The 15330-nt window shown below is 42.0% G+C and carries 14 protein-coding genes, 1 rRNA gene and 1 pseudogene; 4 read left to right on the top strand and 12 right to left on the bottom strand.

What is annotated here, in order from left to right:
- Window positions 1-50: 50 nt before the first annotated feature.
- A complete protein-coding gene (locus ACHFIZ_RS17475; RefSeq protein WP_410888195.1) occupies window positions 51-455 on the bottom strand; it encodes a hypothetical protein in 405 nt (134 codons plus the stop codon).
- Between the two features lie 333 nt (window positions 456-788).
- Here ACHFIZ_RS17475 and ACHFIZ_RS17470 point away from each other — a divergent pair, with 333 nt between their 5' ends.
- Window positions 789-1994, top strand: coding sequence for a helix-turn-helix domain-containing protein (locus ACHFIZ_RS17470; protein WP_410888193.1), 1206 nt, complete (start codon window positions 789-791; stop codon window positions 1992-1994).
- A gap of 117 nt (window positions 1995-2111) precedes the next feature.
- Window positions 2112-2819, top strand: a complete 708-nt coding sequence (locus tag ACHFIZ_RS17465) for a PAS domain S-box protein (protein ID WP_410888191.1) — start codon at window positions 2112-2114, stop codon at window positions 2817-2819.
- Here the strand turns inward: ACHFIZ_RS17465 and ACHFIZ_RS17460 are convergent.
- The 9 genes from ACHFIZ_RS17460 to ACHFIZ_RS17420 all read right to left on the bottom strand — a co-directional run bounded on the left by ACHFIZ_RS17460 (window position 2816) and on the right by ACHFIZ_RS17420 (window position 13864).
- Entirely contained in the window at window positions 2816-4774 is a 1959-nt protein-coding gene (locus tag ACHFIZ_RS17460; protein WP_410888189.1) for an OmpA family protein, read from the bottom strand. The genes ACHFIZ_RS17465 and ACHFIZ_RS17460 overlap by 4 nt on opposite strands.
- A 9-nt stretch (window positions 4775-4783) precedes the next feature.
- The gene (locus ACHFIZ_RS17455) at window positions 4784-5785 is read right to left on the bottom strand and encodes a type IX secretion system membrane protein PorP/SprF (RefSeq protein WP_410888187.1); all 1002 of its coding nucleotides are present in this window, start codon (window positions 5783-5785) and stop codon (window positions 4784-4786) included.
- The gene (locus tag ACHFIZ_RS17450; protein ID WP_410888185.1) at window positions 5782-7767 is read right to left on the bottom strand and encodes a gliding motility-associated C-terminal domain-containing protein; all 1986 of its coding nucleotides are present in this window, start codon (window positions 7765-7767) and stop codon (window positions 5782-5784) included. Before ACHFIZ_RS17450 ends, ACHFIZ_RS17455 begins: the two co-directional genes overlap by 4 nt.
- Before the next feature lie 69 nt (window positions 7768-7836).
- On the bottom strand, window positions 7837-8916 hold the full coding sequence (locus tag ACHFIZ_RS17445) for an ATP-binding protein (RefSeq protein ID WP_410888183.1): 1080 nt from the start codon (window positions 8914-8916) through the stop codon (window positions 7837-7839).
- An 84-nt stretch (window positions 8917-9000) separates the two neighbouring features.
- Window positions 9001-9645, bottom strand: coding sequence for a LuxR C-terminal-related transcriptional regulator (locus tag ACHFIZ_RS17440; protein ID WP_410888181.1), 645 nt, complete (start codon window positions 9643-9645; stop codon window positions 9001-9003).
- Between the two features lie 510 nt (window positions 9646-10155).
- On the bottom strand, window positions 10156-10992 hold the full coding sequence (locus tag ACHFIZ_RS17435; protein ID WP_410888179.1) for an ATP-binding protein: 837 nt from the start codon (window positions 10990-10992) through the stop codon (window positions 10156-10158).
- 6 nt (window positions 10993-10998) lie between these two features.
- Complete coding sequence (locus ACHFIZ_RS17430; protein WP_410888177.1) at window positions 10999-11949, bottom strand: sensor histidine kinase; 951 nt, start codon at window positions 11947-11949, stop codon at window positions 10999-11001.
- Between the two features lie 106 nt (window positions 11950-12055).
- Window positions 12056-12167, bottom strand: a 5S ribosomal RNA gene (gene rrf, locus ACHFIZ_RS17425).
- A 92-nt stretch (window positions 12168-12259) separates the two neighbouring features.
- A complete protein-coding gene (locus ACHFIZ_RS17420; protein WP_410888176.1) occupies window positions 12260-13864 on the bottom strand; it encodes a hypothetical protein in 1605 nt (534 codons plus the stop codon).
- Between the two features lie 134 nt (window positions 13865-13998).
- On the opposite strand from ACHFIZ_RS17420, the gene ACHFIZ_RS17415 reads away from it, so the two are divergent.
- Both ACHFIZ_RS17415 and ACHFIZ_RS17410 read left to right on the top strand, forming a co-directional pair.
- Window positions 13999-14337 carry a hypothetical protein gene (locus ACHFIZ_RS17415; RefSeq protein WP_410888174.1) on the top strand — a complete coding sequence of 113 codons (339 nt, stop codon included), beginning with the start codon at window positions 13999-14001 and terminating at the stop codon, window positions 14335-14337.
- Between the two features lie 43 nt (window positions 14338-14380).
- Window positions 14381-14608, top strand: a pseudogene (locus ACHFIZ_RS17410) (transposase); the annotation flags it as partial.
- Between the two features lie 52 nt (window positions 14609-14660).
- On the opposite strand, the gene ACHFIZ_RS17405 reads toward ACHFIZ_RS17410, so the two are convergent.
- Both ACHFIZ_RS17405 and ACHFIZ_RS17400 read right to left on the bottom strand, forming a co-directional pair.
- A complete protein-coding gene (locus ACHFIZ_RS17405; RefSeq protein WP_410888172.1) occupies window positions 14661-14942 on the bottom strand; it encodes a Txe/YoeB family addiction module toxin in 282 nt (93 codons plus the stop codon).
- Window positions 14924-15172 (bottom strand): DUF2683 family protein, encoded by a 249-nt coding sequence (locus tag ACHFIZ_RS17400; RefSeq protein ID WP_410888170.1) that lies wholly within the window; start codon window positions 15170-15172, stop codon window positions 14924-14926. Before ACHFIZ_RS17400 ends, ACHFIZ_RS17405 begins: the two co-directional genes overlap by 19 nt.
- Window positions 15173-15330 lie beyond the last annotated feature (158 nt).

Here is a 15330-nt window from a genome sequence, read left to right as displayed (position 1 = left end):
ATTTCCGAATGCCAGTTAAAGAGCCAATAATGGAATCGAGGCTCATGTAGTTAAATAACACGGAAATCACCTAATTGGGCAATCAATATAAAAAGAGCCTGCGTACGTTCATCGCCAAAGGTACTTTTTCCAATCGACATCCTGTCCATCCCTTCTACAAAATCACCAAAAGTGTCGTTGTACACATCTATTTCGTTCAGCAAAATCTGCTGCGCACAGTTCCATAAAGCAATGCAGTACATATAACTTTTATCACTGTAAACTTGGCGTACGGGAGTTGAGTCATTAAAATCCTCATTTTGATTTCCGCTAACAATATTCCAAGTACTATTTGCTTGTTGATAAGCTTGATCACCCTCTACCAAACTCTCTATATCAATATCATTTATATAGAGGTAGTTCAGCAAGCATCGCGTGGTGTGGGTTAAAATGCGGATCAATTTCTTCAATTTCATCGTACTCGCTCTCAATAAAATGCAACATATCAGCGGATATGAATTTTAGAATCCAAACCGCTGATTCCATCAGCACAACTTCTTTAACAATCACAGATCTATATTAAGATTTTAACTTCCAATAATTCTTGCAAGCTACCACAATTAAAATACAGAAGCGGGACATTAAAGGAATTTCAAAAAATAGTAATTATTTAACCTAAATACACTAAAAACAATGCTTCAGTTGAAATTATTTGTGCAAATTTACACCGTCAAACTTATTTATTAAGTATTGCGAACTATCCTTGAAATTAGGGTTTCAAGGATTCATCCAAATTACCTATTGCCTAGATGCTGAACTTTCCACTTTTTTTATCCGTTACACTGTCTATTCTAATCGCCATCATTTTCATGACCAGGAAAGATCGAAACGCCGTAAACCGCTGGCTTAGTGCAACCATCATACTAACCGTAGTTTTCCAAAGCATAATTTTCTACATCATTTCAACAGGTCTATTGCACGAGTTCTGGTACTTGTTTAGGATAGGCTGCCCCTTTTATTACCTCACACCTCCCCTCATTTACATTTACATCAGCCTTATTCTTAAAAAAGAACGCAAATCACTCCGCCATTATCTGCTCCATATTATCCCATTTGCAATCAGTGTCTTGGATATCAGTTGGTATTACGCAACCACTACTTCTGCCCAGCGCATCAGCGAAATTTTAGAGATCCAAAAAGTTTCGTCCGCACAAATCTATCTGGGTGCCGGATTTCTCCCTTCAATCGTACATTACTATGCCCGATTTATTCAACGGGTATATTTTTTAGGCCTGCAATGGCTCCTGCTGGTTAAACAAAATGCCACCTCCAAATTAAAGAGCGCAGAACTCAAATGGGCAATATTATTAACAACAGTTCAAACCTTCATCGTGATTGGGTATGGTTTTTTTACCGCCCAGATCTTTCGCTTTAACACCACCAGGGTTACCGACTCTTTTGACGCGGCAAAAGAAACGAGTATTACCATCACGTTGCTCGGGGTCATTACCATCTGCTTATACCTTTTCATTCATCCTAAAATCCTCTACGGGGTATTGAAACCGGAGCCCCGATCGGGAGCTAAAGCAAAATCAAAAGCTAGCGAAACTGGTCAATATGATTGGTTGCCCATAGGGATCGACCTCCAGGATTGTTGCAGCAGATTAGAGCAGCTGATGCTGGTCGAGAAGCCCTTCCTGAAAGGTAAAATATCGCTCTCCATCATCGCCAATGAATTGAAGGTCCCTGTCCACCTCTTGTCTGCCATCCTCAATAAACATTATGGCAAAAGCTTTAGCGACTTTATCAATGAGTACCGTATCCAGCACCTACTGACTCGCATCAAAGAGGACTCCAATTGGGATCAGTTTACGCTGGAGGGCATAGCCATCGAAACGGGCTTCTCCAGAACAGGCTATTATACGGCCTTCAAAAAGCTAACAGGCAAAAGCCCTGGCACTTACCTCTCCGAATTGGACACCGATCCACAGCCCATAACACCGCAACTACAATAGCATAGGAAAAGAGGTTCCAAAAAAGACGTCCTATTTTCCTAAAACGGAACTTCAATACCCGCCAAAGGCTACAATAAATCCCTCAGGTTTTTAACCTTAGTGTTAAAATCTCAAACCATGAATCTTAGCCGCTTACAGGGGAATCACTATTTCGAAAATATCTTTAAATTCTCGCATGATTTTATCTGCATCGCCAGCCAGGATGGCTATTTTAAAGAGGTAAATCAAACGGTAATGCAAACCTTGGGTTATAGTTATGAGGAGCTATTGAACCGGCCCATTGAGTCGTTTATCCATTCCGAAGATCAGCCATCGGCTCCCCTATATCCAGAACAGTCGCCATCGTTGTTGAACTCCGAAAGTCGTTACCTCACCAAAACCGGAGAGGTGGTTTGGGTGTACTGGACTTCAACACTCCTAGAAAACGAACAACTGGTGCTCGGCATCGGCAAAAATACCACGCTCAAAAATCAAACGCTCCACAACGCGACTCCTGCGCATACTGCGGCCGACCAGCAATGGCTAAACAAATTTGAAAGCACCGTCAGAAAGCACAATAGAAACCTGGACCTTAACTTAAATAGCATCTGTGCAGAACTGGCCATCTGCGAACGTCAGTTGTTTAGGCGTACCAAAGCAATCCTGGGGGTAACGCCAAATCAATATGTACGGAAAATCCGGCTTCAACTGGCCATGGATGCCATTAAAACCGGAAAGTACCGCACAATAGCTGAAATCTCTCATGTCGCTGGCTTCAAAACACCCAGCTATTTCAAAAGACTATTTGAAGACAATTACAACCTGGAGCTCGAGCACCTGCTCTAGTGGATGCTGATTACCATAAATTCTGTCCTTCTGTTTAAACGGCGCCCTTCTGGGTTGTCCTTCCCAGTGGTTAAGCTGTTGGGCTCAACGGGCCTGGTTTCTCCATATCCCCTGGCTGATATTCTACTCCCCGATATCCCGCTGGAAATGATATAGTCTACACAGGATTGTGCCCGCTGCTGCGAAAGCTTAAAGTTGTAGCTATCTGTACCCACAGAGTCTGTATGCGCACTCAGCTCAATCCTGATCTTTGGATTGTCTAGCAGCACAGTAACCAGATCATTCAACACCAGCATGGAGGCAGGTTTCAGAATCGCCTTATTGAAATCATACAACACGTTCTGGATCACAATCGGCCGGTCTACCACAAACATCTGCAAACAAATATCAGTATTATAGACCGTGTCTTTCTGGAAGCTGGCAAATGCCGGAACAGCAATCGTTTTCGAAAAATATCCTGCTTTCTCTAAGCGCAACTGGTAAGCCCGCTTTACTTTCACATTAAAGGAATAGCTGCCAGTACTGTCTGTAATGCTACTAAAAGTCTGCTTCGACATGGCATCGACTAACTCCACTTTTACGCCCGACAAAACACTTCCGCTATCGCAGCTCTTCACTTTACCCACAAACAGGGCGCTTTGAATCGGAGCTTTTACCGCATGGACGCTAAACAGGTTTAAACAGCAATCTGATTCCCGGTCTGAACTGATGTAGGCCATTCCTTCTTCTTGGTCATCCTCAAAATAATAAAGGTCGTCTTTAGTCGAATTGTAGGGCTGTCCAAGGTTACGGGCGGCGGTCCAGCTTCTGTCTGTTTTAACACTTTCATACAGGTCAAAGTTCCCCATCCCTACATATCCCTTGGAACTAAAGACAAGTCTGTTTTTGCGCGGATCAAAAAACGGGGTATTTTCATCGGCACCAGTATTGATGTCTTTGCCCAGATTATAGGCATTCAAGGGTTGCCCCTCCGCATTCAGATCGCTAAACCAGATGTCTTCTCCACCGCTGCCACCTCTACGGTTCGATACAAAATAAAGCTGCTTCCCATCGGGTGTCACAAATGGCTGCTTGGAGTTTAAGCCCTCCACATTCACCGCATTGTTCAGTCTCACAGGACTGCTCCATTGTCCCGATTCATACCTGCTCAGGAAAATGCCTGTTATTATTTTCCCGCCTTCTTTATACCACCTGGTCAGGTACATTTTCTCCCCCGATAAATCCAGCGAGGGTGTGCCAACGTGCATCCCAGGTGTTTCCTTCCCAGGGAACACTAGCTGCGTGGTTTTGGTTAGGCTGTCTCTATCGCTGATAAAGATCTGGTTCAGGTACTTGTTTTTGGAAGCAGAAGAGGTTCCCGTAAACCAATATTTCCCGCCGGCTATGCTTACTGCAAAATCATTTTCGCTACTGCTGAAAGTGCTTTCCAGCTTTACAATTGTTGTGGTAGTAAGGGTTTGGTGTTGTTTGATGGCAAATAAGCAATCTTTTAGTTCATTGTTGGCAATGATGGTATAGTTGCTGTAATCTTTGTTATCGGAATGGGTACGGATGAATTGGCGGAGTTGAATTAATGCTTCGCTGAGCATGTCGTTGGCCCTAAGGCAGCTCCCGTACCACAACCTGGCCAGGGGGTAGTTGCTTTCGCTCCCTTCCATCACTTGTTTATACCATCCCTCCGCCAGCTGATAATTCTGATACAAACGATAGGATTCTGCCAGTTGGTAGCGGACTTCATTTACGCCTGCACTGTCCATTCCCTGCTTTTGGGAAAAATAGGGCACCATCCCTTGTTGGGTGGTACTGCCTTGCTCTAATGCTTGATCATAGTAGTATGCCGCCGTTACATAGTCCTTTTCCGCGAAAGCCTTTTCTGCCCTCGCCTTAAAGGTTTTATTTTGTCCGGCAGCAGCCTGCGTTAAACAAAGGAATACGAGTAGGATATGGATTCTCATAGGGTTTCTTTATAGTCTTGGGCATTTCTCCTCTCTCGCGGAGAGTTTACGCTTAAAGATATAGCTCACAGATAGTTCGTAGCCCCCCCGTACCGCGCCCATCTTTTGAAGGGTAGAGGTGGTGTAGTCGTAGCTGATCCCTATTATCAGGTTTTTGGCATAAAGTGCTACATTTCCTACAGCGGCATCATTCAGGCGGTACATCCCCCCTAATTTTAAGCTGTAATCCGTATTGAGGTTAAAGTCAAAGTTTAGTCCTGCGGCCTTTATCTCGCTTTTTTGCTGTCTGATGTAAATAAAATGGGGCGTAATGTCTATAAAGGGTGTCGCGCTAATTCTTGCACCGCCATGAAGGTTGTAGCGCATGGGTAATCTGGCAGTTATGCTGCCTTGGCTACTGAAGGGGTCTTTGCTCTGGTTTAAATGTGCTACACTTACTCCCCCAAAGAGGTTGACCTTACCTGATGGGGTACCATCGTAATAAAATATTCCTGCATTGGCATCAAAGGAGGCATGGCTCTGGCTTGCGAAATTTTCACCGGATGACATATTCGGATCAAAACCAATCGAGGTATTGTATTGGTTGTCCATTTGCAACTTGCTCGCATCAAAACCACGGTTAATCACGCCTGCTTGCAGCCCAAAGTTTAGTTTATGGTAACTATCCGCAGAAATGGCCACTTGGTAGCTAAAGGAACCATAAGCAGACAGGGTGTTATAACCCGCCGAACCCGCTTTCTGATTGAGGATATTCACTCCCAGGGCTATTTTGTCCGACTGCCGCAAATCTGCAGAAATTGCAGAGCTCCGGTAATTGTTGGCCAAACCTGTCCATTGCTCCCGCACATTACCTGTAATTCTGGCTTCGCCATCCACTACTCCTGTAAGTGCCGGATTGAGCCAAAGGGGGTAGGCATAGTATTGTGAAAAATGAGCGTCTACCTGCGCTTTTGCTTCATTTGCACTTACACACCACAACAGTATAAAAAAAAAAAGGGTAGTTTGCTTCATCTTATTAATGTAATGGTTCCTTTTTTATTGATTTGACGCCCATCGTTCATTGTCGCTTTAAGCACATAGACATAAACGCCCAATGCTTGATTGGCGCTATTCCGCGTGCCATCCCAGCCTTTGGAAATACTCGAACTGTAAAAAAGCTGTTCGCCCCATTGGCTGTAGATGTAGAAAGCCATGGTTTTCAAGGTTTGACTCCGCACATAAACCACGTCGTTCTTGCCATCGCCATTCGGCGTAAAGGCATTAGGCACAAAGATGTCGTCAAATTCCTTTAACGTTTCTCCCGCACTTGGTCCCGAAGTGGCGCCTTCCTGACAAGCTAAAGTTCCTACCGCCTTTACCAGTATGCTGGCGCGCTGGTTTCCCAAAAGGCCCTCTACGGTATGTGTCAGACCTTGACTTCCAGAATTTGGATCAATAAAGCTGAGCCCATTGTCCAAACTTACTTTATAACCTACAGCATCTTTTACTGGTGTCCATTTAAAGGTGATGCTGTGTTGGGTGGTACTTTCAATAGCTACTGTCGGCGCTGCTAAAGCTGGCATCACCGTAACGGTTACCGCTTGTCTTGTTGCCGAACTGCAGCCTTCTTTATTGACCAACTCCAGGTAATAGGTTGTACTTTGCAGTACAGCAGGTGTAGTCCAGGTACTGCCTGAGCCAATAGCCATCCCGCCTTTTGCAGCAGCATACCAGTTATAAGTGAAAGCAGCATTTGGTACAGCAACAGTAAATACTGCGCTGGAGCCAGTACAGGTAATTTCTTTACCATCATTCGCAATAAAAGTGGATCCTGGCAGCGCCATTACGGTAACCTTTGCGATGCCCAAAGAAGCACTGGAGCATGTTCCATTACTGCCCGTCACGTAAAAGGTCTTGTCGCTACTCAAATTGCCCGTCACATAGCTTTCTCCAACAAACAATAGTTTGGTTAGTGCCGGACTATCGTACCATTGGTAGGTAATTCCTACTATTGGGTTTTTGACAGAAAGGGTGGTACTGGTTCCAGAACAGATGCTGAGCGCCGACCGTTCCAATTCTGGAACCAACAGCTCAGGCATCACCCGGATAGTGATTACATTACTGATCAAGGGAAGGTTGCAAGGTTCTGCAACTACTGTACGTCTGAAATAGGTAGTAGTTGTAAGCGTGGGGGGATCATAGTTTGATGCGTTCGCTCCGCTAATGTCTGTAAACGTAAGGTTGTCCGTAGATTTTTGCCAGCTATAAACATATGTATCATTCCCTCCGGATGGAACAACACCGGTTAGAATATCCGGATCTCCTTTGCCACAAAAAGTGTTGAGGGCTGCCGGGTTGATGACATTATTGGCCAATGCGGAGCTCACACTGAGTTTGATGGAACTGCTAATGGTCGACAGGCCACAACCGTCGGACATCGCTATTCTGCGCAGGTAAGTCGTACCCTTTATTTCTCCTGGGGTATAGTCTTTGGAATTAGCCCCATCAATGTTCTCAAAATGGAGGTCATCTATTGCGCTTTGCCATTGAAAGAAAATGGTAGCAGAGCCACTGGCAGGACTAGAACCTATAATAGTTGCCGGCGTTCCGGAACTGCAAAAAGTATGGACCAGAGGTAAGGTGATCTCGTTGTTGATAATGGGTAAAATAGGTTCTACGGTGACAAGGTAATAGGAATCATACACTGGCAATCCCGATATCACCGTTTTCCGCCTCAGGGTATAGGTAATGTTCAGCGTACTGGGATTATATAGGGGTGTAGCGAGGTAGTTGAGTTCTGTTTGGACTCCAGGAGCATTGACCCAGCTGTTGCCTTGATAAAATTCCCAGGAGTAGCTGTTGGATGTTTGACTTAAGAGATCTCCTTTGATGATAATATTGGCTCCTGAACAAATCCGAACAGGCCTTGGCATTGGATCGGCAGCAAGCAGGGAACCATGCAGGCAGAGCGCCAAAAGCGAACTGAAAAGGAGGCGTATAAGTTGTTTTTGCATTTACACGCCAAAATTCCTGAAAAGAAACATAACAAAACTGGCGTAAATGGCAACAAAACTGACATTTACTCAGTAGGCTATCTGGATAGTAAAAACAGCACCCTCCCCCTCCACACTGGTAAAAGCCAGCTCGCCCTTATGCAAAAGGACCACCCTTTTAGCAATGAACATTCCCAGTCCGGTTCCTTTAATTGCCCTTACGTTATCTGCACGGTAAAATGCCGTAGCAATCTGTTGCTGTGAATCGAAAGGAATGCCTATACCGAAATCAGTAATAATAACCTGAAAATATTTATCAGCAAATAGGAGTTCAACATTTGGGGAGGGTTTCCCAACGGAATACTTTAATGCATTTGAAACCAGGTTATTTAGGGCATGTGTTATAAGTGAAGAGTCTACTGTAATCTCGCGTTTTAGTCCGCTGACCACGAAATTAACCTTCCGTTTATCTATTTGAATCAATTCAAGGTCATTCAGAACCTTCTGAATAAGGGGTATTAAGTCTACACTTTCCATGTTACAGGCAAATATTTTAGCATTCATTTGTCCAAGAGTAAGGACTTTTTCAATCAGTGAATTCAACTGGTCTATTTCGTTGATGACGGTATGAATGTGGTTCATCAGGTAAGCGGCATCGACTCCATTTTTAGCAATGTGCATTGCGGAGAGTTCTATGCAGCATCGCATAATATCCAGTGGTGTCCGGAATTGATGAGATCCCAATGATACGAAACTCGACCTCAATACCTTCAGTTCTAGTTCCTGCGCTTTGTGCTCACTAATTTCTTGCAAGGTACCATGGCTTCCAGTAATATTCCCCGAGGCATCCTTAGCCAATACTGCAAAAATTTTAATCCAACACTGCGCTCCAGACTTTTTAATACACCTGATCTCCTGTGTATAATCTTGCACAACACCTGTTATCAATTGCTCAAATAGATTTAAACTTCCTTCTAGGTCATCAGGATGAAGAAAACAGTAAAAGGGCTCACCAAGTGATTCAGCAATACTGTAGCCCATGGTTCGCGTCCAGGAATTATTTAGAAAAACCCAAGAACCATCCACATCTGTTTGAAAAACAACGTCGGGAATAGCTGCAATTAAGGTCTTATAAAGTAAAAAAACGGGCTCTTTAGTTTCAGTCTCCATGATCTCCTGATGGAATTTTCATCCGTATCAAAACTCCATAAATGAATCGTAACAAAACTGGCTTAAATGGCAACAGAACTGACTTTAGAATACAGCTCCGGAGGCAAAATTTGATGCAATCGAGATTAGTTCAGCTTTGGAGTGAATGTTAAGCTTTCTGTAAATATTCTTCGAATGATGGTTAACGGTAAAAAAACTTATATTAAGCACCGACGCGGCGACCTTGTTCGCCATACCCGTCTTTAAAAGAAAAATAAGTTCTATCTCTCTTTTGGTTAAACTGGGATAGGCCTCCTTTAAACTAACTGATCCTTGTTTAATTTCCAATAAATGATTTACTATTGATGGGGATAGCGGAATCGCTCCTTCAAAAGCTTTATGCAATGCATCTTTAATAAACTCAAGACTACTTGATTTTAACAAGAATCCAGTTGCCCCTTTAGCTATGGCGGATCTAGAAATATTCGGGTCAGATACCGAAGAGAGTATGATGATTCTACTTTCAGGAAAGGTTTGTTTAATAACGTGGATAAGATCCAGGCTATTTCCCGAAGGCAACATCAAATCAAGCAAAATAATGTCTGGAGGATACTGAGAATCTAATTGACTGATCTCCTGAACACTGCTGAGACTAAAAATAACCTTAAAGGTATGTTCAGCACTAAAAAATTCATAATAATTGCGCAATAAAACTAAATTATCCTCAATTAGCCCAATCTTAATTAACATGTAACAAAACTACACCATTGGTTACAACATATGGGAATAATAATGTCAAAAAGATGCCATCAAAATTAGATTACAAATTATGACCACTTGTAAAAAGTAATTAAACATTTATAGCATACATATTTTTTAATTGGCAAAAAGAAAAAAATATGCTTTAGCATTCCTGATCGCCTAATTCGATCTACATCCCCGGCACTTTTACACTTCTTGCATTTTAACTCAAAATTCATTTACTAAAGGTTATGCTTTTCAAACAATTAAAAAATCACTAAAACAAGTAGTATCGCTCCTAGGGATAACCAGGCAAGATTCATTCAAGAATTCAATACCAATCCCAGTATAATTAGTGCTGTGATGATTAAAAAAAAGTCTACACGAGTCATATTTGGTTACTTGGTACTATTTTGAGCAGATGCCAATTGGAACTGCAGACCAATTAATCAAAACTAATTGTTGGAAGTTGTGATGTCAATACCTAAATCAAGTAGGTTGCTTGGAGTATAATCTTTGCTAATTTAATACTGTGCCCAGCGTCAATAGCTTCATTTTTTCGTACAAATGGTCCGGGTGGAAGGGTTTTGAAAGGTAATCGTTTATTCCAACTGCCGCTATCTTTTTCACGACATCTGGATTGAGCCCTGCACTCAGCGCTATAATGGGTGTGGCTGCTTTTCTATTTCCTAGACTTCGTATCGCTGCTGAGGCGGCATAGCCATCCATCTCGGGCATGTACAAATCCATCAAGATCAGGTCAAAATCCTGTGCGGCTAAGGTCTCTAAGGCGATGCGCCCATTTTCCGCAACTACTGGAAAAACTTTCCAGCGCTCTAGTGCTTTTTTAAGCACCAGTACATTTATCGGGTTGTCTTCCACCACTAAAACCTTAAGGTGCTTCAGGCAAAAGTCCATTTCCTCGGCTATCCCCGCTAATTGTTCCCTATGATGGTAATCCAAAATAATAGGAAAGCTGACTTTAGTACCAATATCAATATGGCTTTCCAGTGTTACTGCTGTGCCAAATAAGGCCAACACCTTTTTAACAATAGGAAGGCCGATGCCTGTGCCGCCATAATGCCTGCTCGTGCTGGAAGAAGCCTGAACGTAAGGCTCAAAAACACTGTCCTGCCGGTCGGCCGCAATACCGATACCCGTATCTGTAACCGTAAAACGAAGGGTCATTTGTCCCGCAGTAAGCTGCTCAATCAACACCTCGAGCTGCACTTGGCCCTTTTCAGTAAATTTTATGGCATTATTAACCAGGTTAGACAATACCTGTGTTAAACGGGTAGGGTCACTCTCAACATATTTACCTTCCAATTCCTCATCAAGCTGAATGGAAAATTCCAATCCCTTCTATTCCGCCTTTAGCTTAAAAACCCGATGGTTGTTTCTAATCAATGCTGCGAGATCAAAGCTGGTCCGCTCCAATACCACATTATCCGAATCAAACTTATTAAAGTCCAAAACATCGTTGATTAGAGACAATAGGTGCTCCGCAGAAAACTGCAGCACATCCAGATGCTCCTTCTGGTCAGGGCGCGGATCTTGCAGGGAAAGTGCATTGGACATCCCAATCACCCCATTCAAGGGTGTGCGCAACTCGTGCGACATGGCAGATAAGAAATCCATTCGCGCAGTCGACAATTTTTCTACCGCAAGTAAACTGTCTTGCAACTTGTTGTTCAACTCCCGTAACTCGTTTTTAGTACGCGTCAAATTGAGGAAGTTCTTAATAAATGCTTTAAAAAAGTGGTATTGAAGGAATATAATGAGAAAGAAATTGTAGGAGATCACAAACAGGTAAGTCATCTGACCAACAATCTGGGGCCCATTTCCAAGCTGGAAAAAGTTTTTACTGTCCAAGGCGGTGAAGAGGAGAACGGGAAGAATGTTAATGGCCGCATAAAACCAACCCCACTTCAGTCCGTGCATATAGAAACCCATGGCACAGCCTAACCAGATAAATTGAAGCGTGGCAATGTTAATGCTGTGCACATAAATAGACAGGTTGCTCCATACTACAATCGTGCAGATCCACAATACAAGATGGGAAACCATTTTCCAGGCTCCAGTAAAATAGGCGATACCAAATAGTCCGAAGGTAAGCACAAAGACCACACAAACCCGGATCAGCTGCAAGTTATTGCCACCAATCGCATAAACGACAATAAGCACGGCACAAAAGAAGGTATAGGAGCAGAGGATATAGGCAAGCATTTGTATCCGGGCACGATTAATCGGGTCTCTCTCTTGGAGAATCAGGTGATTAAAAAGCCGGCTAATCTTTCCGAGGGCGAAATTCATAGAGACAGTTGTCGTTTTTTTGGTTCGGGCGACAAGATACAACTATAAAATTTGTTTATAAACAAGAATACCCTGCAGATTACTCTACAGGGTATTTTTGATTAAGATCTGGCACCGACCTACTCTCCCACGTGTTACCGCAGTACCATCGGCTCTGGTGGGCTTAGCTTCTCTGTTCGGAATGGGAAGAGGTGGACACCACCGATATAGGCACCTGAATATTTTTAAAGTTACCTGCAACGTGGAATCGGCAAAGATAGGAAGGGCAGGAAAGACGAATAAAGGCTTTGCTGCCTCTTCCGAATTCAAATTATTTTAAATCGCCCTGCATTAAAGACCATTTGTCAAAATCTCTATTGAGCATTTGTCCGCTGTCTGAAATCATTACCCACTTATTCTTGGCTGCACCTACATCATAGGTAAGTAGTGGACCATCAGGAAATCTAAACCTTGATTTCAATAGCTTGATATCAGGGTTTGCCATTACCAATTGACTAAGCAATTCATCGACAGCTGTAGTTTCAAATACAGCTACCATTCCGAATTCAATTTCAGAATGAACCGCTATCAGCAGACTGTCGTTGGGGGAATAAATAGACCATGTTTCATTTTGTAGTTTAGGTTTAAAGGATGCTGGTATATAGACTGGCCCCGCAGTACAGGCGAAATTTTTATACACGCCTGTATTATTCCAGTCCATGAAATCTTTTCCAGGACCTGCAAGATGAATAGCGGAGGATAGATTTCCAGCCGTATCATTTAGAAAAAGGCAAATAGGGCGGGCAATGATTTCAGAAGATTTTCCCCGGTTAACGCCACCTGCCGATAACAAATATTTTTTACCTGCAGCATAGATTTCGGGACTGCTATTTTTTCCATGTCCCAATTTCACAAAATAGCCATCCCCCTTGTTGAAGATCATTTCTACTACTTTATCCGCCGGACGATAGGGTAAACAGGCAGCCATCAAGGCATGTACATCTCGCGCATTACTATTTATATTGAAATGTTCATCTGCTGAATAGCTTAACCAAGTATTCATAAAAACAGACTGATAATCTGTGGTTAATGAAGTGATAGCAGCTTTTTCATATCGCCTCCTCATTGGGGGATAATGCTTAAACTGATAACTACCAAGGGCATAGGTCCAATTTAAATAATCCAACACATCCCGGGAAGCTGTTCTCAGTTGCTCAGATCCGAATGCTTCTAAATTCAATAAAGCAGTAATGGTATACCCGATATAGGGCAGAGAATTAAATTCATACAATCCACCAGTTTTCATTTGTGCTAGAAAAGACAATAATTTGCCCTCCATTCCATTGTGGATATTGTTATATTGAGAACTTGAATTGCCATGCAACATCATCCACCTGTTTTTAAGGTATCTGGATCCTTCCGTCATTAGGATATGGTTTTCTGTTTCGTCAAATATCCCTAGTGTTTTGGGCGCCTTATATCGAAACTTATTGCCCGATTCAGCCAACAGGATATTCAATAAATAACTTTTAGTTGCGGGATAAAGCAGTTTTGGCTGATCGCCAAATAAATATAATATGGTAGTTAAAGGTGTAATGGTAAAATCATAATCTCCTTTTTTATTTAACGCCCAGGACGATCCTGATACCCCCCATACTTTAAGTTTTGTAATGATGTCATTGGTTTCGGGAATGTCTTTTTTCAACAATAGCTTCGCCAGTAACACCCGGGGTACATTCCCCTTACCATTCATAGTAGTAATTTCAATTGGCTCATTGGACCAGGCAGTTAATACCTTATCCCCAAAATCAGATTGACTTCTCCAAAGGAGTGTTCGTTCATAGGAAACTGATATATTACCGGCCTGAAGAGGTTGAGCATGCCTGCTGCAACCAAACAAGCAACTCAATGCTATAAAAAAAAAGCACAATTTCATTTCTACGCTTTGTTAAATCCGATGAATAATACCCCTAGATAAAAGATATATTTACCAGGGTAAAATATTTAAAATTAGTGAAAACATATCAATAACGTCCTAAACATTTGCATTATATTTGTTATATTAATATAATGGAGATTAATCAGCCTCAAAAAAAGAGAGTAATAGTAGTTTTTTGGAAAAATAATCCAGAAACCCCATTTGAAGTGTTTTCCAACCTTAAAAACTTTTGCTTGAGCTATACACAGTATAATTACAACACAATAAGTAATTATCTAAGCAAAGCGAAAGTTCCATATGAAAATTCAGACATGCGGATTGAACGTAAGTCAATTATTTCAAAGCCTAAGCCTGTCACTGGAAGTCGAGTTCGAAAAATTGTTCCTGTTTTACGAAGAGTGATGATGAAAAATACCGATGATGAAGATCGTGATTTGAAGTATTGGTTGAGCAGGACAAAGAATGGATAAGACGAAGAAATAAAGAAGCTACCAGTGAGTACCGGAACCACGTCCTTCCCAGTCCATTAGTGATGTAGTAAAGAAGTTAAAAGGACGAACCTCTTTAAAATTGCACCAAGAGTTTCCAGCCTTAAATAAGCAGTATTGGGGAAGTTATTTTTGGGCTATTGGTTACGGTTGTTGGAGTACTGGTAATATAACCAATGAAATGGTTAATGAATATTTGAGGCATCACAGAAAACCAAATGATGATAGTAGATCTAATTTTATACTAGAGTAACGATGCAACTTTCAGTCGAAAGCAAAACTATGGACTTTCAGTCCATAATTGTTTATTTGTCTCCGTAATGCCCTTTAGCTGAAAGGACAGTTACAACAACTTCTAAATCATTAATTCTATAAATAAGTCTATCTTTTTGATTTATACGGCGGGACCAAAATCCAGATAACTCATATTTAAGTTGTTCAGGTTTTCCCGTTCCCGTGGTTGGGTGTACTTCCAGTTCGGCAAAAATTGTTTCTACTTTCTTAATATCAGCCTTATTGCCTGATCTGTAAAGGTCGCCTAATTGTTTTTTTGCTTTATTTTGAATGTCTAAAGAATATCTGACCATATATTTTTAGCATCTTTTATCCTTGTAACATCTCCTTTTTCAGCTGATTTTGAAGCTTTCAGTATTCTTTTTACAAATTCCGGGCTATATCCTTCATCCTCAACTGCCTCAATTGGAACTATCGCAAAAGCCTTGCCCTCGCCACGATTAACGATTACCTTTTCAGTACTCGCTATGTCTGCGTACTTTCTGATATTCTTTCTAAACTCGCTAACGGTTATTGTTTTCATAAATCAAATATACGAATTACATGTACGTGTACACGTACATGTACATGTAAAAATATAAACATTTAGGAGGGTGTGATATGGTTGTTCGGTCCGAGGACCTGAATAAATTCAGGAAGCCAAACTGCCTATAAACAAGAATACCCTTCAGATTTCTCTGA

Source organism: Pedobacter sp. JCM 36344, from assembly GCF_046546555.1.
GTDB lineage: Bacteria > Bacteroidota > Bacteroidia > Sphingobacteriales > Sphingobacteriaceae > Pedobacter.
This window is presented reverse-complemented; position numbering and strand designations above follow the sequence as displayed.